Origin of the sequence: Sphaerisporangium perillae (genome assembly GCF_023276435.1) — a bacterium.
Taxonomy (GTDB): Bacteria; Actinomycetota; Actinomycetes; order Streptosporangiales; family Streptosporangiaceae; genus Sphaerisporangium; species Sphaerisporangium perillae.
The window spans coordinates 152,655-175,893 of the sequence record NZ_JALLPO010000013.1 but is presented as its reverse complement, the minus strand read 5'-3'; the positions used below and the strand labels follow the sequence as shown (position 1 = coordinate 175,893).

Sequence of the window (23,239 nt, the reverse complement as noted above, 5' to 3'; positions counted from 1 at the left end):
GGCGGCTCCGGGCGAGCGGCTCCGGGCGGCGGCTCGGAGCCTCGGAGCAGCGGCTCCGGCGAAAGGTTTCCCGCCGGACGGCGGCGATCTCGATAGGCTGGCGGACGCATACAGGTGCATAGCGGTAAGGCGACGTGGTGAACAACCTAAGTCCGGGTGAACCCCTTCAGATCGGCCGTTACCAGTTGCTCGGCCGGCTGGGCCGCGGTGGCATGGGCACGGTCTATCTCGGCCAGGACGACACCGGGCAGCGGGTCGCCGTCAAGGTGATCAACCCCGAGTACAGCCAGCACGAGCAGTTCCGCGTGCGCTTCCGCCGCGAAGCCGAGTCCGCTCGCCGGGTCCGCCGCTTCTGCACGGCGGCGGTCCTGGACGCCGACCTCGACGGCGACCAGCTGTACGTCGTCACCGAGTACGTCGACGGGCCGAACCTGCACGAGGCCGTGCAGTCCTCCGGGCCGCTGCGCGGCTCCAGCCTGGACGCGCTGGCCGTCGGCGTCGCCACCGCGCTGACCGCGATCCACAGCGCGGGCATCGTCCACCGCGACCTCAAGCCCTCCAACGTGCTGCTCTCGCCCGTCGGCCCCCGGGTCATCGACTTCGGCATCGCCCGCGCGCTGGACACGCTGAGCGGGATCACCGGCACCGGCGAGCTCATGGGCACGCCCCGGTACATGGCCCCCGAGGTGCTGCGCGGCGATCCGGCCTCGCCGGCCTGCGACGTGTTCTCCTGGGGCTGCCTGGTCGCCTTCGCCGCCAGCGGGCGGTCCCCGTTCGGCGGCGAGTCGCTGCCCTCGATCGTGTACCAGGTGCTCAACACCGAGCCCGCACTGGAAGGCGTGGAGGGCCCGCTGCGGGGGCTGGTGGTGGCGACGCTGAACAAGGACCCGGCGCGCAGGCCCACCGCCCAGCAGATCCTCGACCAGATGGTCGGCCGCACGACCCCCGAGCGCGCCGAGCACTCCGTCGTCCAGGCCTGGCAGCAGACCCCGGCCTACCCCGGCGCGGCGGGGACGGACGCCGGCCAGGCGCCCGCCTCCACCCGCCCGGCCGGTCCGGGACAGGGGCAGGGCTTCCCCGGCGCGGCCGCGACCCTCCAGGGACAGCCGCCGACCCTCCAGGGGCAGCCCACCGTCCAAGGCCTCCCGCCGACCGTCCAGGGGGCACCACCGACCGTCCAGGGTTCCGCGCCGACCGCCCATGGGCAGCCGCCGACCATGCAAGGTCCCGCGCCGGGCTTCCAACAGGGGCAGCCTCCGTACGGGCAGGCGACGAATCCCGGACAGGAGACACTCCCCGGACAAGGGTCGGTCCATGAACAGGCCACGCTCCACGGGCGAGCGCCCTTCCATGCGCGACCGCCGGTTCACGGGCAGGGGTCCTTCCATGGACAGCCTCCAGGGCAGGGGCCGGTACATGGGCAGGGGTCCTTCCACGGACAGCCTCCAGGGCAGGGGCCGGTACATGGGCAGGGGTCCTTCCACGGACAGCCTCCGGGGCAGGGGCCGGGCGTTCCGGGCCGGGCCTGGGATTCCGCCGACCGTCGCAAGCGGCTGATCGGCATCGGCGTGGCGGCGGTGATCGTGCTCGTGGCGGGCGGGTTCAGCCTGCGGGCGCTGCTCGCGTCGCCCGGGCCGCCGACCGACCTGAGCTTCCTCTACAGGGACGACTTCAACGAGAGCGGCACCGGCTGGGGCGGCGGCGAGTACACCGGGCAGGAGTACGGCCTGTACGGCTACGCGCCGGGCGGGTACTACGCGGTGGACGTGGACGACCAGCACGCCGAGCGCATCGAGAAGGCTCCCATCCCCTTCGTCCCGCGGCAGCCCCCCACCCCGGCCCCCTCCACGAGCCCGACGCCCACGACGCCCGAACGCCTGCTCCTGACCGTCACGGCGACCGTGAAGGACTTCAAGGGGCCCGGCGAGCTCGGGGTGTTCTGCCGGGCCGACGAGGAGTACCGGCAGAGCCGGTACGAGTTCCTGCTCACCGATCAAGGGGAGGCGCGCATCCGGCGCGTCACGAAGGGCACCGGCGGCAACCTCACCACGCCCGTCCCCGTGAGCGACGTGAAGAAGGGCCACGCCGTCAAGGTGCAGGCGGAGTGCAGCCCGACCGACCATGGGATGCAGCTCACCATGTGGGTGAACGGCGATCTGGTGCAGTCCTATGTCGACAATTCCGGCTCGCCCTCCAGCCTGCCGAACGGCGACGTGGGCTTCCTCGCACGCGTGCCGGAGAAGTCCGGCGCGTCGATGAAGACCTGCTTCGACGACTTCACCGTCCAGGGCCCGTCCTCCGCCGCCTCCAAGACCGGGTGACCCGCGAGCAGGTGACCCGCCGCCTCGCGTCTACGTCGAAGCGGCCTGCGCAGACGCGGCCTACGTCGAAGCGGCCTGCATAGGCGGAGTCTGCGTAGGCGCCGGCTGCGTAGGCGCCGGCTGCGTAGGCGCGGGCTGCGGTTGCGGTTGCGGTTGCGGCTGGACCGGCGAGGCGACGTTGTTGAGCGCGGTCGCGCGGGCGACCTCCTCCTTGATGACGTCGCGTCCCGGCCACGTGGTCACGGCGACCGCCATGAGGACCAGGCCGAACAGCGCCCAGGTCCCGACGACGACCGGCACCGGGAACCGCTCGGCGAACGCGCCCGCGGCGAGCACCGTCACCGCGTGGGTGAGCTGGATGCCGCCTTGCATGATGCCGAAGGCCCGGGCACGGAAGGCGTTCGGGAGCATCTGGACGAACAGCCCGTTCAGCGGGACGAGAACCGTGTTCACGGCGGCGGCCGCCAGCAGGACGAGCGTGATCGCCACGATGAACGGCGGCGAGGCGAGGACCGGCACCATGAGCAGCGGGGCCGCGATCAGGAGTGGCCGAAGGAGCCTCAGCCGCCGTTCCGGGCCTGTCAGGCGGGTCACGACGGCTCCGATGACCGCGCCGACCGGGAGGGCGGCCATCAGCAGGCCGGTGATCTCGGACCCGCCTCCGTAGGTGGGCGCCCAGGCCGCGGCGAGCCCTTCGGGGACGATGATGATCCCCACGACGCTGAACACCACCAGGGCGGTGGGCCGCATGACCCGGTGCCCGAAGACGAACCCGAGGCCGTCGGCGGTCTCGCGGAGAAGCGACCGCCGCTCGACGTGGGTCACGGGGAGCGGCCGGGGCCGCACGCCCCGCCAGAGCAGCACCGTCGAGGCCGCGAACGTCGCGGCGTTGATCAGCAGTGCGCCGTGCGGGTCGATGGCGGTCACCACGCCGCCGACCGCGTACCCGGCGACCTGCGCCGCCTGGCCCGCCATGTTCTGGAAGGACAGCCCGACGACGTACCTGTCGCCGGTCAGCAACTGCGCCACCATGGCGGAGCGCGCCGCCTGGAACGGCGGCGTGAGCAGCGACGCGCCGAGCAGCAGGAGGAGCAGGACGGCGAGCGGCGTGCCCGGGATGGCCATGAGGCCCACCAGCACCATCCGCGCGACATCACAGATGATCATGACCCGGCGGTACGGGTAGCGCTCGGCCAGCGCGGCGAGCACCGGACCTCCGGCCACCCAGGGCAGGTAGCTGATCGCGAAGCCGATGGCCGACAGCAGCACCGAGCCGGTGTTGCTGAAGACGAGGTAGGTCACCGCGACCTTGGCGAAGTAGTCACCCACCCAGGACAGGACCGCCGCGCCGAACAGCGAACGGTATTCCGCGACTCCGAACACGTCCCGGAACGTCGCCGGCCGATCCGCCGCGGCCTCGGGCATCGGTTCGTCGGCCTCTGCCGTGCTCCGTCCGGAGCGCCCGGAAGGCCCGGCGTCGTCCGTGGCCGCCCCCGCGGCCTCCCCCTCGACCTCTCCCAGCTTCTCGCTCACCGGCGCTCAATCCTCGTGTCTACAAGGCCACAGGTGGGGTGATCGCGTAGAGGTCCGCGTCACGCCCGCAGGACGTAGCCGTTGCGCCGGTCATGTCGCGTTTCCCCGTTCGACAGGGCGAGGCTACAAAAAGTCATGATTGCAGAACAGGGGGGCCTCCGTCCCGTTTCCCAATGGGTGCCCCGTTCTGTCTGGGGCCACCGACCGGCTCAACACGGGGCCACCCCACTTCACCCCCTACCGCCACCCCCTCACCACCCGCCACCACGGCCTCCACCTGTGTCACCAGGGGATTCCCACCTCTGTCACCACCGGTCCGGCATCATCTCGCCATGGGCCCATCCCTCATACCGCCATCCGCTCACCGCGAGCCGGCGGCGGACACGGCGACGGCGCTCTCCGCCTCGGCCACGATCGCCTCCAGGTGGGGTCCGTGCGCCCCACGCCAGTACACCCGGCCGCACGCGAGGCACCGAGCGAAGGCGTCGTAGCTGCGGCGGGTGCCCGGCCGCAGCGAGCGCTCGACCTCGTCCTTCCCCACCGGCGCGAGCGCGCCGTTGCACGCCGTGCACCTCGTCCACGGCGCCAGCGGGGGCGCGAAACGCGTGAGGACGTCGAGGAACTGCTCCTCCGGCCTCGATCCCCGCACGTGCGCCCCGAGCCAGAGGCTCCGGCGGCGCAGCAGCCCCCGGTCCCGGGTCAGCAGCACGCGCCGCTCGGCGTTCGCCCAGGCGATCAGGGTGTCGTCGTCGAGATCGTTGTCGTAGGCGGCGTCCACCCCGACCAGGCGCAGCCGCCGCGCGAGCGTCCCCAGATGCACGTCGAGAAGGAACCGGTGGGACGGGACCGGCTGCGGCCGCCGCACCGCGAGGACGCGCACGACGTCCCCCGCCGCCGGCCGGTACGAGGGTGACACCGCCCGGCCGTCCACGACCAGCCGGCCCACCTCGGGCAGCGGGACGCCGACCGACTCGACCACATGGCCTAGCGACGAGGTCCCATCGCAGGTCACACGCACCTCGTCCCGCCGGTGCCGCGGCGCGAGGAACACCCACAACCCACGCTCGACCAGCAGGCACAGCCCCTGCTCCCCCACAAGGCCCAGCATGCCAGGCGGCCTACACGACCGTCCTGTTCGTTTACGGCTTCCGCCGGGAGAACCAGATCTCCGGGAGGATCGAGACGATCACCCCGGCCATCTGGGTCCCGGTTCCTTCGGAGGAAATGCCCGAGGTGGCTCGGTCGATCCAGTTCGACTACAACCTGGCGCGCGGCATCGTCGAGGTCGGACGGTCCACTCGGCTCACCGAGGTCGAGCCGCCCAATTACGAGTCTCTGTCGAGCGCGTTCGACGGCGGCTCCGGAACCGGCAGTGCCAGCCGCTTGGCGATCGCGGTGTGCGCCCCGACCCTTGAATAGCCTGCGCGGTGCCGATATGCACGGTAAATGGCGTGTGCAGCCCGATTCCCGAATGATAGTGCCGATGATTGTAGTACTCGAAGAATCGACGGCAGAACGTTCGCGCGTCCTGCGCCGACCCGAACACCTCCGGGAATGTCGGGCAATACTTCATAGTCTTGAAGTTCGCCTCGCTGTACGGGTTGTCGTTGCTCACCTTCGGCCGAGAATGTGACTTTACGATGTCCAGGTCCGACAGCAGGTTCGCCACTGACTTCGACGTCATCGACGGGCCCCGGTCGGAGTGAATCGTCCGCGGCGCAGTTCCGCCATTGGCCCGGATGCAGTTCTCAATGAACTGCTTCGCAAGCTCCGCAGATTCGCGGACGTGCACCTCCCAATGCACCACGCACCGCGAGAAGATGTCGATCATCACATACAGCTCGAAGTACTTTCCCCGCTCGACGGACGGGAGCTTGGTGATATCCCAGCTCCACACCTCATTGGGAGCTCTGGCGACCAGATGCGGTTTCTTCTTGGCCTCGTGCCGGGCCAGAGCACGCCGCTCGCGGACCAGGCCCTGCGCACGCATCACCCCGGTACATCGTCGACACCGACGCCAGGTAGACGCCGCGATCGATCAAGATCGCCCACACTTGGCGAGGCGACTTGTCCACGAACTCGCGGCTATTGAGAACTCGGATCAGCTCATCGCATTCTTCCTTGGACAGCGCGTTCGGCGGGGTCGGCCGCACCGTTTCCGGCCTGCTCTGCTTCGGCGCCCGCCGCCGATACAGCGTCGATCGGTTGATCCCGGTCAGCATGCATGACCCTTGAATGCCGACATGGGGTTCGAGTTGCTCACGGGCTTCGTCGCGCAGCCCGGTCACGAGTTCTCCGAGTCCGCGCTCTCGGACATCGTCTCCAAGAGCGCGTGCCACTTCCCCATGATCTCCAGGGCGGCCTCGGTCTGCGCGAGCTTCTTCTTCAGACGGGCGTTCTCGCGCTCCAGTTTCTCCCTCTCAGCCTTCTCCTTCGCCCGCTCCCTCGCCGCCTCGCCCGAAGTGACCTGCTTTTCTCCGGACACGCCCTTCAAGGCGCCCTCGTCGCGCTGCTTACGCCACAACTGAATGCTGGAGTCATACAACCCCTCACGCCGGAGAATGGCACCCTTCTCGCCGGACGAGGCGGCGTCGTACTCGGCGACCACCCGCAATTTGTACTCCGCCGAGAAGTGCCGGCGCTTCGGTCGATCAGCCCGAGGCCCGCCGGCCTCCAGGTCGTGCTTCGTCATCGTCACAGCCTGCTACACCAAGTCTCGCCCTACTCATGCCACACGGGGAACTTCATCACCATATGTCCCACTTGAGCTTGGCACAGAGGGATCGTCCGGCAGTAGGCGAGGATGTACCGGTTCCGGCCGCCTGCCCAGGAGACGCGGAGCGTGGGCCGGCCGTTGAGCACGATGTTTATCTCTAGCTAATCGCTCTTTGCGCAGGTAGTGACGCTGGATCAGTGTCAGGCACGTGAGGCAGGGGTCGGGCATCACGATCGGTCGGGCGGTGAAGAGCAAGCCGATCAAGGCGAGGATCATCCAGGCGGTCAGATAGAAGAACGCGGTGGCCGGAGAGGCGAGGGTCCATAGAAGGCCGGCGATGCCGCTGGCGGCGAGATTGCCCAGGGACTGGACGGTGGCCAGTAGACCGAAGGCCGAACCGCGTAGGCCCGTTGGGGCGAGGGTGGCGACCGCGGCGTGCTGGGCGGTTTCGACGGCGCCGATGCCGATCCCAGCCAGGACGAACGGGACCGCGAGCAGAGCGATGGCCGGGCTGGTGACGGCGAACAGGGTGTAGGCGGCGGCGAAGGAGGCGACTCCACCGGCCAGCACGCGGACCGAGCCGCGGGCGCCGAGCCGGTCGGCGAGGTGTCCGGCCGGGACCGAGGCGAGCGTGGCGGCGGCGTTGTAGGCGACGTAAAGGCCCAGCGCGATGGTGGTCGCTGTGGTGGTGCCGTGGGCGGAGGCGGGGACGATGTCGGCCAGTAGTGCGTTGCGGGCCGGGACGCATGTCCCCTTCCATCACCCGCGAGCTGGTCCTTGGCCAGGCCAGGACCCTGGCGCCACGGCGAGGCCGCGGAGCTGCTGGAGGATCTCCAAGGGGAGCCCAGCGTGGCCGTGCTGGACCTGCTGGCTCGCATCCACGCCCAGCAGGGCGACCTCGACCGGGCGGACCAGTGCTGGGCCGAGGCGGAGCGGCTGGCCCCGGGCGGCGCGGAGATCGTCAACGGGCGGCGGCGGATCGCAGCCGAGGGTTTCGGCGAGCATCGCCTCCATCTCGGCCGCCATCAGCAGGGCGTTGGCCAGGCGCACGTGGTAGCGCCGCTGGCCGAGTTGCGTGCGCAACAGAACCTCGTGGCGCACTCGATATGCACATACAGTGCCGTCAGTAGGGTGTCCAGCGCGGTCGTCACACCCCGATGCTGGAGACCCTCCCACCATCTGAGAACCCCGTATTCGGAATTACTCGTTCAGGGGAGAGGCCGTGGGTGACAAATTCGTGACAAGCACTCAACCTCCTGCGCAACGCCTGCAGTTCTGGCTGGAGGTCGTCTGCAATCAGATCCTTCCGGTGAGCATCGACCCCCGTCATGACCGCGTCCCGCAGGCGGGCATGGCATGCAGCACCCTCGGATCGCTGCGCATCAGGGACGTGGTCGGTGGCGATCACGTGTACACCCGCGACCAGGCCTGCCTGCGCCGCGGCGATCCCGAGACCGTGCAGATCGGGACACCCCTGCAGGGGGGATCGATCCTGATCCAGGACGGCAGGGAGGCCGTCCTTGGGCCAGGTGACATGGTCGTGTATGACAGCTCGCGGCCGTTCACCTTGGTGATGGAGGAGCGATTCCACTGGCAGGTCTTCCTGCTACCCAAGGTGAAGCTACGCCGCCCGGAGAGCGAGTTGGCGCAGATCACTGCCGTCCCGCTGTCGTCCGAGCGCGGCGTCGCACGGGTGGTCTTCCAGTTCCTGCGCAACCTGGCCACCGAGGCCCGTTTCTTCGAGGGCGATCCGGGTGCGGCCGCTCTCGGTGAGAACGCCGCCGACCTGATCGCGACGATGGTCCGCTCTCACTTCGGCAAGCCATGGGACGTCGCGGACCGGGACGCGGTGCTCCTGCACTCGGTCCTGGCCTTCATCGCCGAACACCACGCCGACCCATCCCTCGATCCCGCGCTCATCGCGCACCGGCACGGGATCTCGGTACGGCGGCTGCACGCGCTGTTCGAACGCCACGAACGGTCAGTAAGCACCCAGATTCGGCAGGAGCGCCTGATCGCGATCCGCCGGGATCTCGCCGATCCCCGGCTGGCACAGCGGCCGATCGCACGGATCGCCGAATCGCACGGCATGGTGAACCCGTCGGCGTTCGCCCGGCTCTTCCGCGCGGTCGAAGGCATCACCCCGCGCCTGTTCCGCGAGATGGCGTTGCGCCGCACCTGAACGACGTTCTGTGCCGATCGTGCAGTCCTCTGTGCGACCGGCGTAGTTAACACTACGAAGCATTGACGTTACACGCGTAATTTGTCGAACATCTCCGTGACGCTGTCGGGTGTGTCACACCGCGGCGGTGAGCCGGCTTCGCCGGCTCACGTTCGAATTGGAGGTGTTGGCATGTACAACGTCGACATCGACACCGGCGGCACCATGACCGACGGCCTCGTCTGCGGAGGCGGGACGGTCCTGGCGCTCAAGGTCGAGACGACACCCCACGATGTAACGGTCGCGTTCCTGGACATCCTCAAGGCGGCTCAGCGGGAGTTCGGCTTTGCCGACCTGCGCTCTTTCCTTGACCGGGTCGAGGTGATCCGGTGGTCGTCCACCATCACGTCGAACGTCCTCGCCCAGCGGGTCGGCCCCAAGCTCGGCCTGCTGGTCAGCGCCGGCCACGAGAAGGATCTGTACGACGAGGAGGCCGCGCGGGCGGTCGTCGGCGTGCTGGTCTCGGCCGGGGACATCAGCGGCATCCCCTCGGACGCCGACGAGCACGAACTGCGGCTGGCGATCAAATCACTGCTGGACAAGGGCATCCGCCGCATCAACGTCAGCCTGCGCGACGCCTTCCCTGACGGCCAAGCCGAACGGCGCATCATCGACATGATCGCGCAGGACTACCCGGACCACTTCCTCGGCTCTATCCCAGCGCTGGCCGGTAGCGACGTGGTGCTCCGCCCGGACGACAGCACGCGTACCGTCGCCTCTCTCATCAACGCTTATGTGCACCCCGCCCTGGCCACCTCGCTCTACCGGGCCGAGGAGATCGTCCGCGACGAGCACGGCTGGCAGGGAAACGTCCTGATCGGCCACATCAACGGAGGCGTCGCGCGCATTGGCAAGACCAAGGCGTTCGACACCATCGAGTCCGGGCCGCTGTTCGGCACGCACGCCTGCGCGGTCACAGCGGGCAGGTTCGGCGACGACAAGGTCATCGCGATCGACGTGGGCGGCACCACCGCCAAGGCCAGCGCGGTACGGGCCGGCCAGGTGGTCTCCAAGGAATCGGGCCACCTCTTCGACATTCCGCTGCGGCTGGACATGCCGTTGCTGCGCTCGATGGCCCTGGGCGGGGGCAGCGTCGCCCGGGTGACCGACGGCCGGGTCGTGCTCGGCCCCGACAGCATGGGCGCCGCGCCGGGACCGGCCTGCTATGGGCTCGGCGGCCGCAACGCCACGGTCACCGACGCGTTCTTTCTGTGCGGGTTCATCTCACCAACCGCCTTCCTGGGAGGCAAACGCGTCCTCGACGCCGACCGCGCCCGGACCGCGCTCGACAAGCACGTCGGCACGCCGCTCGGGCTGGCCCCGCCGGCCGCCGCCCAGGCTGTCGTCGAGGCCGCCTGGGACGCCGTCGCCCAACTCGCCAGGGGGACCGCCGAAGAGGCGGGCTGGGATCCGGCCGACTGCGTCATCTACGCTTACGGAGGCAACGGCCCGTTGTTCGTCACCGCCGTCGCCGAACGGCTCGGTGCCCGCAACGCGAGGTTCTTCCGCTACGGGCACGTCTACTCGGCCTACGGCTCGGCCATCTCCGATGTGGTGCATGTTTACGAGTCGGCCCTGACCGACCGCGGGCACCTGGAAAGCGTCGGCGCACACCTGGCGGACCAGGCGCGCCGGGACCTGCGGGCCGAGGGATTCGACCCCTCCGTCGCGTTCCTCCACTGGGACGTCAGGTCAGCGAAGGGCGCGGTACAGGGGGAAGGCGAGCTGCCGCCCGCACCGCACGACGGCGAGCCGACGCTCGTCCGACTCACCGCACGCCATCCGCTGCCAAGGCTGCGGCAGTCGGAAATCGACGGACCGGGCGAGACCGAGGCGACCGGAGGCCGGCCCTCGCCTTTCGGCGCCGACGGTTCGCTGGCCACTTACGACGGCGTCGAACTGGCCAGCGTCGACCTGACCGGGCCGCTGCTGGTCGACGGCGGCAGTTACACCTGGCTGGTCACCCGCGGCTGGTCCCTGTCCACAGACGCGTTCGGCGATGCGTCCCTGACCCGCGAGTAGGAGACGAGACATGCCCAGACTGCACGTCGGCGAGTATCTCGATGCCGACCTGGACACCGAACGCTGGCACTGCCACGAGTGCGGGCACGACTTCGGGCCGCTGCGCTCGGACTACAAGCGCGGCCTCCTGGTGGCCGAACGCGATCCCCGCGAGGTGCATCCGCCGGTGCTGGAGGGCGCGTACACCTTCGCGCCCAACGGCGACTGGATCCGCATCGTCGAGTTCTACTGCCCCGGTTGCGGAAGGCAGGTGGAAACCGAATACCTGCCCCCCGGCCACCCCCTGACCCAGGACACCGCGCTGGACGTCGACGCCATCATGGCCCGGCTCGCTTCGGGCGCGGTTCGCATCGACGAGCACGGCAAGCTGGAGGCGACCCGATGAAGGCGATCGACATCGATGTGGGCGGCACCTTCACCGACATGGTGCTGACCTGGGACGACCGGCGGGTCGTTGCCAAGTCGCCCACCACGCCCTACGACCTGTCGGTCGGCTTCCTCAACGTGTTGCACGCCGGGGCCGCTCAGCTCGGTCGCCCGCTACAGGAGGTGCTGCCGCACATCGAGATCGTCCGGTACTCCACGACGGTGGCGATGAACCGGCTGATCGAGCGGAAGGGGCCCAGGCTTGGTCTGATCACCACCGAGGGCCACGAGGACGCGATCCTCATCGGCCGCGGCGCCCAGTGGACCGACGGAACGCGTATCGGCGAGCGCCGCAATCTGGCCGTGCAGCGCAAGCCCGAGCCACTGGTGCGGCGCGACATGATCGTCGGCGTGGCCGAGCGGATCGACTCGGCCGGGAACGTGATCCGGGCGCTGGACGAGGACGACGTGCGCGCCAAGCTGCGCGACCTCGTCGACCGGGGAGCCCGCGCCATCGCCGTGTCGCTGCTGTGGTCGTTCGCCAACCCGGAGCACGAGCGGGTGATCCGCCGGATCATCCGCGAGGAGTACAAGAGCTACCACGTCGGCTATCTGCCGGTGGTCCTGTCGCACGAGGTTGTCGGCAAGGTCGGCGAGTACGAGCGGACCATGACCGCCGTGCTGGACGCCTATCTGCAGACCAGCATCAAATTCGAGCTGGAGACCACCTGGGACCAGTTGCGGGAGAACGGTTACCGGGGCACGTTCCTGCTCACCCACAATACCGGCGGCAGTGCGGAGATCTTCAAGACCACCGCCAGCCGGACCTTCAACGGCGGACCGGTCTCCGGCTTGATGGGTTCCTTCCACATCGGCAAGGCACTCGGCTACCGCAACGTGATCGCCTCGGACGTCGGCGGTACCAGCTTCGACGTCGGCATGGTGGTGGACGCGTCAGTCCGGTCGTACGAGTTCCGGCCGATCATCGATCGATGGATGGTCGGCATCTCGATGCTGCAGACGACCACCATGGGTGCGGGGGGCGGCTCAATCGCCTGGATCAACGACCTGCTCGGCGGCCGCCTGGAGGTGGGGCCGCGCAGCGCCGGGTCCTACCCGGGTCCGGTCTGCTACGACCTGGGCGGTACCGAGCCCACCGTCACCGACGCCGACGTCGTTCTCGGCTACATCTCCCCGGATGGGTACTTCGGCGGCAACATGCCCCTGAACAGGGACAAGGCTGTAGAAGCGATCCGTACGAAGATCGCCGATCCGCTCGGCGTGACCGTGGACGAGGCGGCCGCCCTCGTCCGCCGCATCGTCGAGCAGAACATGGCCTCGGCGATCAAGCGTGAGGTCCACCTGCGCGGCTACCACCCGGAGGACTTCGTCCTGTTCGCCTTCGGCGGTGGCGGGCCTACGCACGTGGCGGGCTACCGTGCCGACGTGCCCACCGCGGTGATCTTCCCGCAGGCTCCGGTCTTCTCGGCGCTGGGCAGCTCCGTCATGGACATCATGCACGTCTACGAACAGAGCGGCCGTATGCAGTTCATGGCGCCCGTCACCGAGGAGATCGTGATCGACCTGGAGGCGTTCAACGCCCGGGTTGAGGAGCTGATGCGGCGCGCACGAAAGGATCTGGAGGCCGAGGGGCTGAGCGACCGTGAGACCGTCTTCAGCGTCGAACTCGACATGCTGTACGGCGGGCTGGTGCAGGTCAAGCGAGTCTCTTCGCCGGTCATCACCATAGAGTCCGATGACGACGCCCGCCTCGTGTACGAGGAGTTCGAAAAGGAGTTCGCCGACGCCTTCAGCCCTCATGTGGTGAACCGGCCCGGCGGGGTCTACCTCGACGCCATCGTCCTCAAGGCCACCGTTCTCACCGAGAAGCTCGATCTGCCCACCTATCCACTCGAAGCCGCCGACCCGTCGGCGGCCCGTTCCGGCGCCAGACCGGCGTACTGGCCCGAACTCGGCGAACGGCGCGATACCGAGGTCTTCGCCTTCGACGCACTCCGGCCGGGCAATGTCGTCACTGGCCCGGCGATCGTCGAGATGGAGTACTCGACGATCGTCGTTCCGCCCGGCCAGCAAATGAGCATCGACCAGCACGCACTCGGCGTCATCGAGAAGGAGGGCGGGCGATGAGCCACCCGACACTGGAGGAGAAGCTCGCGGCACTGAAGGTCTCCGCTCCCAGCGCGTACGAGCGCGCCTGCGCCGACTCGCTGCGACCCGGCGACTACGAGATCGGGGTGCAGCGTACCGCCGACATTCTCGACGAGGGATACGAGATCTTCATGCGCTCGTCCCGGTCGTCCATGGGCGTGGCCGGCGACTCGATCGTGGCGATCTTCAACGCGGCCGGCGATCTGGTAAACGCCTCGGCGGGCACCTACCTGCACGCGGTCATCCCCCCGATCGTCATCAAGTACATCCTGTCCCGGCACTCGAAGAACCCCGGGATCAACGACGGGGACATCTGGTATACCAACGACGCGCTCTACGGCGGAATCCACAACCCCGACCAAGTTGCGATCATGCCGGTGTTCTTCGAAGGCGAGCTGGTGGCGTGGACGGCGGCGCTGTCCCACACCACCGAGACCGGCGCGGTGGAGCCGGGTGGGATGCCGCTGGCGGCCACCGCCCGGTTCCAGGAGGGCATGAACCTGCCGCCCATGCGCGTCGGAACCGACTTTCAGATCAACACCGATGTCCTGGAGATGTTCGCCGCCTTCGGCATCCGCGCCGAGGCCAACGTCACGGTGGACATGCGGGCCCGTGCGACCACAGCCGACCGGGTGCGGGTGCGGCTGCTGGAGATGATCGCCCGCGAGGGCAAGGACTTCGTGGTCGGGCTTATGCGCCGGATGCTCGACGAAGCAGAGGCGGGCGCCCGCAAGCGCATCGCTCACTGGCCCGATGGCACCTACCGGACGGTGACCTTCAGCGACGCGGCCGGGCTGGCTCCCGGCCTCATCCGCAACTGCGCGATGACGATGATCAAGAAGGGCGACCACCTGCTGTTCGACTTCACCGGCACCAGCCCGGAGACCCCGTCGAGCTACAACGCCCACCCGCAGGCCGTCATCGGCCACATGGCCAACTACATCTACGAGTACGTCTTCCACGACCTGCCGGTCAGCTCGGCCACCTTCGAGCCGATCGACTTCGTCTTCCCGCCGAACTCGATCCTCTCGCCCGACGCGCGGGCCGCCACGTCCTGCTCGGTGATGGCGGCGACCGGCGCCATGAGCGCCGTGGCCAACTGCATCAGCCGTGCCAGATTCGGCTCCGACGAGTGGAAGCAGGTGGCCGCCAGTCAGGGCAACGGCGGCAACGCCATCGTGCTCGCCGGAGTCAGCCAGTGGGGTGCCAACTTTGCCGACATGATCGCCTATCCGATCAACACCGAGGGCCAGGGCGCCCGGGCCACCAGCGACGGCATGGACGCCTACGGCTTCCCATGGTGCGCGTTCGGTCGCGCCCCGGACGTGGAGAGCATGGAGAACGAGTTCCCCATGCTGATCCCGTTCTCCTCGCACTGGAAGGACAGCGGCGGGCACGGCAAGCACCGCGGAGGGGTCGGAACGGCCCAGTTGTGGGTCACCCACCACGTGCCGATGCTGTTCCAGATGGCGATCGCCGACAACTCCGTCATCCAGACGCCGCAGCCACTCTTCGGCGGGTACGCCCCGCCCACCGTGCCCGGCATCAGGCTTGACGGCATCGACGTCGCCGAGGCGATGGCCTCGGCCAAGACAGGAACTCTGACGCTGGAGGCACTGCTGCGGGGCGAGTTCGGCGGCACCGTCGTGTCCGGGCCCTACGGCAGCGCGGTGCACCCGGTGCCGGGTGGGCAGAGCATCATCGTCGGCCTGTCGACCGGAGGTACGGGGTACGGCGATCCGCTCGCCCGCGATCCGGCTTCCGTGGCAGCCGACGTCACCAAGAACCTGGTCTCCGTCCATGTGGCCCGCGACATCTACGGCGTCGCGATCGACCCGGTCAGCGGCCGGGTCGACGACGAGGCCACCCGGGCGAGCCGGGAGAGCATGATCGCGGCCCGGCTGGAGCGGGGCCGGCCTTACGAGGAGTTCGAGGCCGACTGGTCTCAGCGCAAGCCGCCGGAGGAGATCCTAGAGTTCTTCGGCTCCTGGCCCGACGGCTCGGTCGTCACCCCGCTGATCCGGATGTGATCCGGTGACTACCCCTCGCAATGCGGTACGGGCGCTGCTTGCCGGTCAAGAGGGCGGCGTGCTCGCCATTCCCCTGGCACTGCAAGTGGCGGCTCGTATCCAGGAACGCGACGCCGAGGACTTCGTCTACGACCCCACCCATCTCGCCAACGCACTGCGGGATCTGACCGAAGCGGTGGATCCGGACGGCGTGCCCGTCACCGCCCCCGAGGTGCTCCTGGTCGGCTGCCCCGACACGGCGCGACTCCTCTCCAGCGAGCAGCTCGACGTCGCCCTCGAAGCGACCCGCCGGCTGCGCGCCTCGGCGGGGGACCGGATCGCGCTGGTCGCGGAGTTGCCCGGCCCTGCCGCGATCATGGATTGCTGCGCGGCCGGACCCGACGCCGCAGCCGACGCCGTACTGGCGCTGGGAAGGAGGTTCCTGGCCGCCGGAGCGGACGTCATCCTGATCGGCGACCACGCCGAACCCTCCGGCGCCGGCCTGTCGACCCTGGCCAATGTCGCGCGCTTCCACCAGGCACTGGCACTGTGCCACCCGGTCACCCGGTATGGGCTGGCCGCGGCCACCGTCGTCTCGCTGGACACGCCGGGTGCGGGACGCGGGGTCACCGTGACGGACCGGCAACTCTCCCGTCACACCGACATCGAAGTGCTGCGGGACTGGATCAACGCCGTACGCGGCTGACCGCCCCGTTCGTCCCCTTCCGTATACGAGGGGGCGGCGACCGTCCGGACCGGTCGCCGCCCACCAAGGCTCTCCCGAGCCCGAGGAGTCGTAGCCATGAAAAAAGTAGCGCACCTGTACTCACGCCCGTCGATCGTCCGCCGGGACCGCGCGGACGGCTGCGTGCTGCTGGAGTCGGCTACGCCACTGCAGCCCAGCCCCGGCGGCGTCGTCGAGATGCTACGGGGGTGGGCCGCGCTCGACCCCGAGCAAATGCTCGTCGCCCAGCGCGGGCCGGACGGGACGTGGTGGGGCAAGACGTACAGCCAGGCGCTCGCCGCCGCCGACTCGATAGGGCAGGCACTGCACGAGCGAGGCCTGTCGAGCGAGCGGCCGCTGATGGTCCTGTCCGGCAACTCCGTCGGGCATCTGCTGATGACGCTCGGCGCGATGACCGCCGGTATCCCGGTGGTACCGATCAGTGTGGCGTACTCGCTGCAGAGCCGTGACCACGCCCGAATCAAGATGATCGGCGAACTCGTACGGCCGGGCGCGGTGTACGCCGAGGACGTCGAGCCGTTCCGTCCCGCGGTGTCGGCGCTGGGCGGCGACCCGATGCTGATTTCCGCGGTGGGCGGCCCGGCTGAGCACTCACTGGACGCGTTGCTCTCGACGGCGCCCGGCAGGGAGGTGGCGGACGCCGGTGCGCAGATCGCCGATGACACCGTTGCCAAGATCTTGTTCACCTCCGGCTCGACGGGGATGCCGAAGGGTGTCATCACCACCCACGGCATGTTGTGCGCCAATCAGCAGATGATGCGGCAGGTCTGGCCGTTCCTGACGGGGGAGCGACCCGTGCTCGTGGACTGGTTACCGTGGAGCCACACCTTCGGCGGCAATCACAACGTAAACATGGTGCTGGCCAACGGTGGCACTCTCCACATCGACGATGGACGCCCGACCCCCGGACTGCTGGCCAGGAGCCTGGCCAACTATCGGGACGTATCACCCACGCTGGCGTTCAACGTGCCATCCGGCTGGGCGCAGCTCGTTCCTGCATTGGAGCGGGACCACGATCTTGCCGAGCGGTTCTTCGACCGTATCCGCCTGCTGTTCAACGCGGCGGCGGCGCTGCCGTCCACGCTGCGGCATCGGCTGAAGGTGCTTGCCCGGGAGGCCACCGGACGAGACATTCCGGTGACCGGATCTTGGGGCACGACGGAGACGGCGCCGGCGGCCACCACGGCCCACTTCGACTACACCGACGCGCGCTGCATCGGCGTTCCGCTGCCGGGTGTGACGCTCAAGCTCGTTCCGGCCGACGAGGACAGTTATGAGATTCGCGTACGGGGCAAGCTGATCACGCCGGGTTACCACCGCCGCCCGGATCTGTCCGACGCGGCCTTCGACGAGGAGGGCTTCTACTGCCCCGGGGATGCGGTGAGCTTCGCCGATCCGGCCGACCCCAATGCGGGGCTGCTGTTCCGCGGGCGCCTCGCCGAGGACTTCAAGTTGTCCACCGGCACCTTCGTACGCGTGGGCTCGCTGCGCACCGCGCTCCTGTCGGCCGCGCCGGTTCTCTCCGACGCCGTCATAGTCGGAGAGAACCGTGGCGACGTGTGCGCCCTGGCCTGGCTCAATGCCACCGAGGCCGGCCGCGTGCTCGGCGAGCTCCCAGACACCCAGGGCGAGGTCTTGTATTCCGCCGAGCTGGCCGCGTACCTGGCGCCGATCCTGGGCGAGCTGAACGCCAGTGCCGGCTCGGCGTCGCGGATTCAACGGCTCCTGGTCATGGCACGTCCAGCCACTCTGGACGCCGGTGAGATCACCGACAAGGGCTATGTGAATCAGCGGCGAGTGCTGGCTCAACGAGCAGAACTGGTCGGCCTTCTCTACCGCGACGCGCCGCCCGGCGAGGTCATCGTCTCTTCACGCAAGGAGGGTTCATGAAATACCAGGACGTGGCGATTCCGGCCGGGCACGCATGGAGCTCGCCGTTCGCCCGGTGGCAGGGTTCACTGGCCGACGTCTCGGCCCTTGATCTGGCCGCCGATGTCACAGCACGTGCCCTCGCCGTGCGGCACCTGACCCCGGACGCCCTCGACGGGCTGGTTCTGGGCTGGACGGTGCCCCAGCCCGACATCTTCTACGGCGCTTCTCTACTGGCCGCCCAGATCGGCGCATTGGGGCTGTCCGGCCCCATGATCAGCCAGGCGTGCGCGACCTCTGTGGCATCCCTGGAGGCCGCGGCGGGCCGGGTCACGTCGGGTGGCGGCACCCAGCTCGTCGTCGTGACCGATCGCACGAGCAACGGCCCGCAAGTGCTCTACCCTCGCCCTAACGCACCCGGCGGCGCACCGCAATCCACGCACTGGGTGCTCGACAGCTTCGCCCACGATCCCTGGGCGGGCACATCCATGCTGGCCGCGGGTGATGCCGTGGCGGCGGAGTCTGGAGTTACCCGGGCCGAACTCGACGAACTGGCCATTCTGCGCTGGGAGCAATACCACAAGGCACTCGCCGATGGCCGCGCCTTCCAGCGCCGCTATCTGGTTCCCGTAGAGGCTCCCGGGCGGCGTGGCGCCAAGACGACGATTGACGCCGACGAGGGGGTGCGCCCGGTTGTGCGAGAGGAAATCGCCAGGCTACGGTCGGCCGCGCCGGGCGGCACACACACCTTCGCCACTCAGACTCATCCGGCCGACGGGTGCGCCGGGGCGATCGTCACTTCTGTGGCACAGGCAAGGGAGCTCAGCGGAGGAGAGGGCGTCGTACACATTCTGGCCACCGGCATGGCGAGGGTCGGCCGGAGCCGCATGCCGGAGGCACCGGTACCCGCGGCACTCGCAGCCCTGAACGACGCCGGCCTGAGTATTGATCAGGTGGACGCGGTGACCACCCATAATCCCTTCGCGGTCAACGACGTTTACTTCTCCCGCAAGCTTGGTTTCCCCTTGGAGCGCATGAACTCCTATGGATGCAGCCTCATTTTCGGTCATCCACAGGCGCCGACCGGGTTGCGGTCCATCGCCGAGCTCATTGAGGAACTACGGCTGCGCGGCGGGGGGATCGGCCTGTTCACCGGGTGCGCAGCAGGTGACACCGGAGCGGCGATCGTCGTGCGAGTGACCGACTGACGCATCACGAACGATCGCCGGAATGGCGGCGACCTGCGTCACGGACGGCGTCTTCATCCCGCACCATGCGTACGAACAGGGCGGTGCACCAAGCCGAGGTTATTGTCGAATCCAACCACACTGACGGCGTGACCACTGAGGCGCTCTCGCGCCGCTCCTGTGCCGTGCCAATACTCGTGTATTGGCTCCCCAGGGGATCGCTAAGCCGCTCGCCGGTACTGATTGATCAATCCCGAGACTGCCTTGGTCCGTCGAACCGGCACCCTCATATCGATCACTCGACCGGGCTCGTGCAGTGGCGGCAGCTGATCTCGGGACTGATGCGGCCGATGATCGTTGTAGTGCCGCTCGAATTCGGCAAGTACCCGGCGCAGATGCCGCTCACCATGGACCAACACGTGGTCCAGGCACTCACGCCATAGTGTCCCAGCGAACTGCCGCCAGTTCGGCGAGGCCTTACGCGGTGCCGGGCCGAGCCCGGCCGGCCCAGTCCGGCCGTGGATGAGCGACCTGGCGCCGGAGCACCGCCACCTCATGCCGCAGTACGAGAATTTCCACTTCCTTGGAAGCGTCGCTGCGGGCCAACAGCATCAGCCAGCCCACAACCCGGACGAAGACCAGATACAGCAGACGGAAGCACACGAGGAGGGAGGATAAGTACGCCTGCCGCTTCACCGGCCGTGAGGCGTTCCCGAAGGGAGACAACCGTGGCTGACGACCGGTCCAAGGTCATTGATTTGATGGCCCCCGAAAAGAAGATGGGTGTAGCTCTTTTGCAGTGAGTGTCTGACCTGGGCCTTTGCGGACGTGACTGTTTGATCCGGGAACCGCCTTTTACTGTGAGTGCAAAGGTGTGAGGCGGTGGTGACGATGGGCTCGTTGCTGGGGGAACTGGCGCGGCGTGAAGCCGTGGTCCGGCAGCGGATCGAGGAAATCCACGAGCAGATCGCCGCGCTGGCGTCACAGCTGGAGGACGAGCAGGACCGGTTGTCACGGCTGACGATCACGCGGGAGACCGTGGAGGAGATCCTGGGCGAAGCAGCCCGGCCGCTCGATGAGCCCGAAGGACAGGTCGGCCTCGCCGGGGCGGGCGCAGCGCCGGTGCGGCCGCCGGTGCTGGGTGTGGTGACGGTGCCGCCGTGGCGGCCGGGCATGAAGGCGGGGGTGCTGCCGCGCGCCTACCGGGACGCGGTGGAGATCATGGCCGATGCCGGTGCGGCGATGCGTGCCGGGCAGATCGCGGTGGCGATGGGATTGCCAGATGAGGCCGCCAAGCGGGAGGGGCTGCGGTCCAAGCCAAAGCGGCTGATGGAACGCGGCTGGGCGCGGAAGAGGGGCCGGGATTGTTCACGGTGACCGATCCGGTGGCTCGCGAGGTGGCCGAGCAGGATGGCGCGGCGTCACGGGACGCAATCGCGCCGTCACCGGGCGGGTGATTGTGGCGGGGCTCTCCCGCCGTCAGGTTCGAAGGTGCGAACCCAACCGTTCCCGACGAAGGAAGAGCCCTGTGCAAGCACCGTACGACACCGGCCTCACCGCTGACGTCTTTGCGGAGGCGAAGAACACATTCAACTGTCTCATCGGATACCTCGCCGATGCGGCGACCGGGACGCTGCCCCATGACCGGCTGGAGGAGACGATCGTCGAGCAGGGGCGGGAGCTGCAGCGCCGGCTGCTGCAGGCGCACCTTGATCTGCGGGCGCTGCGCGAGCTGCGGCACGTTCCGGACGCGGCTGGCGGCCGGGGAGAAGGCGGCCCGCAAAAGGATGGCGACCTTGGGGGTGGTCTACGACGCCGAACCGGCGCCGCGGCGGCCGCACGATGTGATCGCCGTCCCGGGCGGGCGAGCCGGTCAGCGCCGGCCGCGGGCCCGGCCGCGCGCGATGCGCAAGTGGCTGTGCGGCTCGGTCATCACCGGCCCCGGCGCTGTGATCGCCAAGGTGTTCAACCATGCCGAGGCCCGCGACCCCGGCCATGTCCGTCCCTGGGTCGTACTCGTCGACGGGGCCCGGCACCAGCTCGATCTGATCGCGTCGCAGGCCGCCCGCCGCGGCATCCGCGTCCACATCGTGATCGACTTCGTGCACGTACTGGAGAAATTATGGGCTGCTGCGTGGAGCCTGTATCCGCCCGCCGCGCCGGCCGCGGAGGACTGGGTCGCCTCCCACGCCCTGGCCCTGCTGGCCGGGCACACCGGTCATGTCATCAGCGCGCTGGCCGCCCAGGCCGCCACCGTCGGCGCCCGGCGTCGCGACGGCATCGACGCCTGCATCCGCTATCTGTCCAACAACGCCGAGCACCTGCGCTATGACCAGGCGCTCGATGCGGGATGGCCGATCGCGACCGGAGTGATCGAGGGCGCGTGCCGTCATCTGATCGCCGACAGGTTCGACCTGGCCGGGGCACGCTGGGGCCTGGCCGGAGCCGAAGCGGTGCTGAAACTCCGCGCGTTGGTCGCCAACGGTCACTTCGAGGAGTACTGGAGTTTCCACCTCGCCCGGCAGCACGAGCGTGTTCATCAGAGCGGTTACCAGGACGGATACGCCCTCACGGCTTGATCGCTTCAGTCACCCATCTCGCCGCAGGGCCTCAGTCCGACTCGCCGAGGTCACGGGCGATCCAGCCCGGTGTGTCGAAGCGCACGGGCTGCCTGCCCACCAGCGCCGTCAGGTGCGCCTCGAAGGCTTCGAGCTCAGCGGCACCGATCTGCTGCCCCCACTGGTCGCGCAGCTCGTCGAAGATCGCTTCTCCCTGGCGCAACACCTTGAAGCCCAGCGCGGTGACCTGGAGGCGTTTGCGGCGGGCGTCGTTCGGGTCAGGGTCGCGTGCGACGTAGCCGCGCTCTTGCAGCACCGCGATGGTCCTTGCCGCCGACTGCTTGGAGATCGACAGGCGGCGGCCCAGTTCTGAGGCGCTGTCGGCGCCCGCGGCGATGGCCCGCATGGCGAAGTCGTGGACGGGACGCACGTCCTCGTGGCCGCGCTGGGCCAACTCGGAGATCGCGGCGTCCACAAGCGTGCGGAAGCCCCCCAGCAGCAACAACGCAAGATCGGCGCCAGCGCGAGACATGGGAGAAGACTACGGCACCGACTGGACAAAAGACAGTCAGAGTGTCTATATTTCGACACCCTGACTGTCGAATTGAGGAGAGGCATGACCATCACGCCAGCCGGTACCACGCTGCCGGGGATCACCCACCACCGCGCCGAGGTCAACGGGACCACGCTGCACTACGTTGCCGCCGGAACCAGCGGATCCCCGATCCTGCTGGTCCACGGGTTCCCCGAGACCTGGTGGACCTTTCACAAGCTCATCCCCCTGCTTGCGGTTGCCCACCGCGTCTTCGCCGTCGATCTGCGCGGCTTTGGCGACTCGGACAACGGGCCGGGAGAGTACGACAGCACGACCTCGGCCGAAGACCTCCACCTGCTGATCGCGCACCTCGGCGTCGGCCCGGTCCACCTCACCGGGCAGGACATCAGCGGCGCGACCGTCTTCCGCCTGGCCACCACGCATCCCGAGGACGTGCTCAGCCTCACCGCCATCGAGATGGGCCTGGCCGGATTCGGCCTCGAAGCGCTGGCCGACGTCACCCGCGGCGGCGCCTGGCACATCGGGGTCCTCGCCGCACCTGGCATCCCCGAACTGCTGCTGGCCCGCCGCGAACGCGAGTTTCTCAGCCAGTACGCGTTCCCGGCCATGAACGCGACCCCGGGAGCGATCACCGACGCCGACATCGACGAGTTCGCCCGCACCTACTCACGTCCTGACGGCTGGCGCGGCGCGATCGGCCTCTACCAGTCAATGCTGCGGGAAGGCCCCCAGATCAGGGCCCTCGCGGAATCTACTAGGTTGAAGAGGCCTGTACTGGCGGTCGGCGCCGGCGGCGGTCCCTTCACGGCACGCACCATGTCCCAGGCCGCGTCGACCGAGATCAGTTCCGTGCAACTCGGCGGCGTGGGCCACTACGCCGCGATGGAGGCCCCCGAGGCGCTGGCGAAGGCGGTTCTCGGTTTCATCGAAGGCGTCGACGCCGCCTGATGGTCTTAAGAAGGTGTTT

The 23,239-nt window shown here is 68.8% G+C and carries 19 protein-coding genes and 1 pseudogene; 12 read left to right on the top strand and 8 right to left on the bottom strand.

Translation table 11 applies throughout. The features are described from left to right. Positions 1–137: 137 nt before the first annotated feature. Complete coding sequence (locus MYF83_RS15175) at positions 138–2,321, top strand: serine/threonine protein kinase (RefSeq protein ID WP_248960978.1); 2,184 nt, start codon at positions 138–140, stop codon at positions 2,319–2,321. 60 nt (positions 2,322–2,381) lie between these two features. Here the strand turns inward: MYF83_RS15175 and MYF83_RS15170 are convergent, their stop codons facing one another. The 6 genes and pseudogenes from MYF83_RS15170 to MYF83_RS15145 form a co-directional block, all read right to left on the bottom strand. Next, on the bottom strand, positions 2,382–3,854 hold the full coding sequence (locus tag MYF83_RS15170) for an MFS transporter (protein ID WP_248960977.1): 1,473 nt from the start codon (positions 3,852–3,854) through the stop codon (positions 2,382–2,384). Positions 3,855–4,215: 361 nt separating this feature from the next. Then, on the bottom strand, positions 4,216–4,962 hold the full coding sequence (locus tag MYF83_RS15165) for a Mut7-C RNAse domain-containing protein (RefSeq protein ID WP_248960976.1): 747 nt from the start codon (positions 4,960–4,962) through the stop codon (positions 4,216–4,218). A gap of 312 nt (positions 4,963–5,274) precedes the next feature. Next, positions 5,275–5,844 (bottom strand): annotated as a pseudogene (locus MYF83_RS15160) (transposase); the annotation flags it as partial. Between the two features lie 294 nt (positions 5,845–6,138). Then, positions 6,139–6,546: a hypothetical protein gene (locus MYF83_RS15155; protein WP_248960975.1), complete on the bottom strand. Its 408-nt coding sequence runs from the start codon at positions 6,544–6,546 to the stop codon at positions 6,139–6,141. A 33-nt stretch (positions 6,547–6,579) separates the two neighbouring features. Beyond that, complete coding sequence (locus tag MYF83_RS15150; protein ID WP_308201455.1) at positions 6,580–7,284, bottom strand: MFS transporter; 705 nt, start codon at positions 7,282–7,284, stop codon at positions 6,580–6,582. A gap of 45 nt (positions 7,285–7,329) precedes the next feature. Then, positions 7,330–7,653, bottom strand: a complete 324-nt coding sequence (locus MYF83_RS15145; protein WP_248960974.1) for a hypothetical protein — start codon at positions 7,651–7,653, stop codon at positions 7,330–7,332. A 139-nt stretch (positions 7,654–7,792) separates the two neighbouring features. Here MYF83_RS15145 and MYF83_RS15140 point away from each other — a divergent pair, with 139 nt between their 5' ends. The 8 genes from MYF83_RS15140 to MYF83_RS15105 all read left to right on the top strand — a co-directional run bounded on the left by MYF83_RS15140 (position 7,793) and on the right by MYF83_RS15105 (position 19,179). Further along, positions 7,793–8,752: an AraC-like ligand-binding domain-containing protein gene (locus MYF83_RS15140; RefSeq protein ID WP_248960973.1), complete on the top strand. Its 960-nt coding sequence runs from the start codon at positions 7,793–7,795 to the stop codon at positions 8,750–8,752. A 171-nt stretch (positions 8,753–8,923) separates the two neighbouring features. After that, a complete protein-coding gene (locus tag MYF83_RS15135; RefSeq protein WP_248960972.1) occupies positions 8,924–10,813 on the top strand; it encodes a hydantoinase/oxoprolinase family protein in 1,890 nt (629 codons plus the stop codon). A gap of 10 nt (positions 10,814–10,823) precedes the next feature. After that, positions 10,824–11,198, top strand: coding sequence for an acetone carboxylase subunit gamma (locus MYF83_RS15130; protein WP_248960971.1), 375 nt, complete (start codon positions 10,824–10,826; stop codon positions 11,196–11,198). Next, the gene (locus tag MYF83_RS15125; protein WP_248960970.1) at positions 11,195–13,327 is read left to right on the top strand and encodes a hydantoinase/oxoprolinase family protein; all 2,133 of its coding nucleotides are present in this window, start codon (positions 11,195–11,197) and stop codon (positions 13,325–13,327) included. The genes MYF83_RS15130 and MYF83_RS15125 overlap by 4 nt, the downstream gene beginning before the upstream one ends. Beyond that, complete coding sequence (locus MYF83_RS15120) at positions 13,324–15,378, top strand: hydantoinase B/oxoprolinase family protein (RefSeq protein WP_248960969.1); 2,055 nt, start codon at positions 13,324–13,326, stop codon at positions 15,376–15,378. Before MYF83_RS15125 ends, MYF83_RS15120 begins: the two co-directional genes overlap by 4 nt. A gap of 58 nt (positions 15,379–15,436) precedes the next feature. Beyond that, positions 15,437–16,063 (top strand): hypothetical protein, encoded by a 627-nt coding sequence (locus MYF83_RS15115; RefSeq protein WP_248960968.1) that lies wholly within the window; start codon positions 15,437–15,439, stop codon positions 16,061–16,063. Positions 16,064–16,225: 162 nt separating this feature from the next. Beyond that, positions 16,226–17,992, top strand: a complete 1,767-nt coding sequence (locus tag MYF83_RS15110) for a feruloyl-CoA synthase (RefSeq protein ID WP_248960967.1) — start codon at positions 16,226–16,228, stop codon at positions 17,990–17,992. After that, positions 17,989–19,179: a thiolase family protein gene (locus MYF83_RS15105; RefSeq protein ID WP_248960966.1), complete on the top strand. Its 1,191-nt coding sequence runs from the start codon at positions 17,989–17,991 to the stop codon at positions 19,177–19,179. Before MYF83_RS15110 ends, MYF83_RS15105 begins: the two co-directional genes overlap by 4 nt. Before the next feature lie 200 nt (positions 19,180–19,379). On the opposite strand, the gene MYF83_RS44285 is transcribed toward MYF83_RS15105, so the two are convergent. Then, the gene (locus MYF83_RS44285) at positions 19,380–19,715 is read right to left on the bottom strand and encodes an integrase core domain-containing protein (RefSeq protein WP_372500159.1); all 336 of its coding nucleotides are present in this window, start codon (positions 19,713–19,715) and stop codon (positions 19,380–19,382) included. Positions 19,716–20,040: 325 nt separating this feature from the next. Here MYF83_RS44285 and MYF83_RS15100 point away from each other — a divergent pair, with 325 nt between their 5' ends. Together MYF83_RS15100 and MYF83_RS15095 are read left to right on the top strand one after the other, a co-directional pair. Beyond that, on the top strand, positions 20,041–20,535 hold the full coding sequence (locus MYF83_RS15100; RefSeq protein ID WP_248960965.1) for a hypothetical protein: 495 nt from the start codon (positions 20,041–20,043) through the stop codon (positions 20,533–20,535). Positions 20,536–20,774: 239 nt separating this feature from the next. Next, positions 20,775–21,737: an ISKra4 family transposase gene (locus tag MYF83_RS15095; protein WP_308201451.1), complete on the top strand. Its 963-nt coding sequence runs from the start codon at positions 20,775–20,777 to the stop codon at positions 21,735–21,737. Positions 21,738–21,768: 31 nt separating this feature from the next. Here MYF83_RS15095 and MYF83_RS15090 read toward each other — a convergent pair whose 3' ends face one another. Beyond that, complete coding sequence (locus MYF83_RS15090) at positions 21,769–22,221, bottom strand: MarR family winged helix-turn-helix transcriptional regulator (protein WP_248960963.1); 453 nt, start codon at positions 22,219–22,221, stop codon at positions 21,769–21,771. 111 nt (positions 22,222–22,332) lie between these two features. Between MYF83_RS15090 and MYF83_RS15085 the strand changes: the two genes are divergently transcribed. Continuing rightward, positions 22,333–23,220, top strand: coding sequence for an alpha/beta fold hydrolase (locus tag MYF83_RS15085; RefSeq protein WP_248960962.1), 888 nt, complete (start codon positions 22,333–22,335; stop codon positions 23,218–23,220). Positions 23,221–23,239: the final 19 nt, after the last annotated feature.

Excerpts from the sequence above, each read along its gene's own strand:
- MYF83_RS15165 (WP_248960976.1), bottom strand. The coding sequence starts at position 4,962 with ATGCTGGGCCTTGTGGGGGAGCAGGGGCTGTGCCTGCTGGTCGAGCGT.
- MYF83_RS15155 (WP_248960975.1), bottom strand. The coding sequence starts at position 6,546 with ATGACGAAGCACGACCTGGAGGCCGGCGGGCCTCGGGCTGATCGACCG.
- MYF83_RS15135 (WP_248960972.1), top strand. The coding sequence starts at position 8,924 with ATGTACAACGTCGACATCGACACCGGCGGCACCATGACCGACGGCCTC.
- MYF83_RS15130 (WP_248960971.1), top strand. The coding sequence starts at position 10,824 with ATGCCCAGACTGCACGTCGGCGAGTATCTCGATGCCGACCTGGACACC.
- MYF83_RS15125 (WP_248960970.1), top strand. The coding sequence starts at position 11,195 with ATGAAGGCGATCGACATCGATGTGGGCGGCACCTTCACCGACATGGTG.
- MYF83_RS15120 (WP_248960969.1), top strand. The coding sequence starts at position 13,324 with ATGAGCCACCCGACACTGGAGGAGAAGCTCGCGGCACTGAAGGTCTCC.
- MYF83_RS15105 (WP_248960966.1), top strand. The coding sequence starts at position 17,989 with ATGAAATACCAGGACGTGGCGATTCCGGCCGGGCACGCATGGAGCTCG.
- MYF83_RS44285 (WP_372500159.1), bottom strand. The coding sequence starts at position 19,715 with ATGAGGTGGCGGTGCTCCGGCGCCAGGTCGCTCATCCACGGCCGGACT.
- MYF83_RS15095 (WP_308201451.1), top strand. The coding sequence starts at position 20,775 with ATGCGGCGACCGGGACGCTGCCCCATGACCGGCTGGAGGAGACGATCG.
- MYF83_RS15085 (WP_248960962.1), top strand. The coding sequence starts at position 22,333 with ATGACCATCACGCCAGCCGGTACCACGCTGCCGGGGATCACCCACCAC.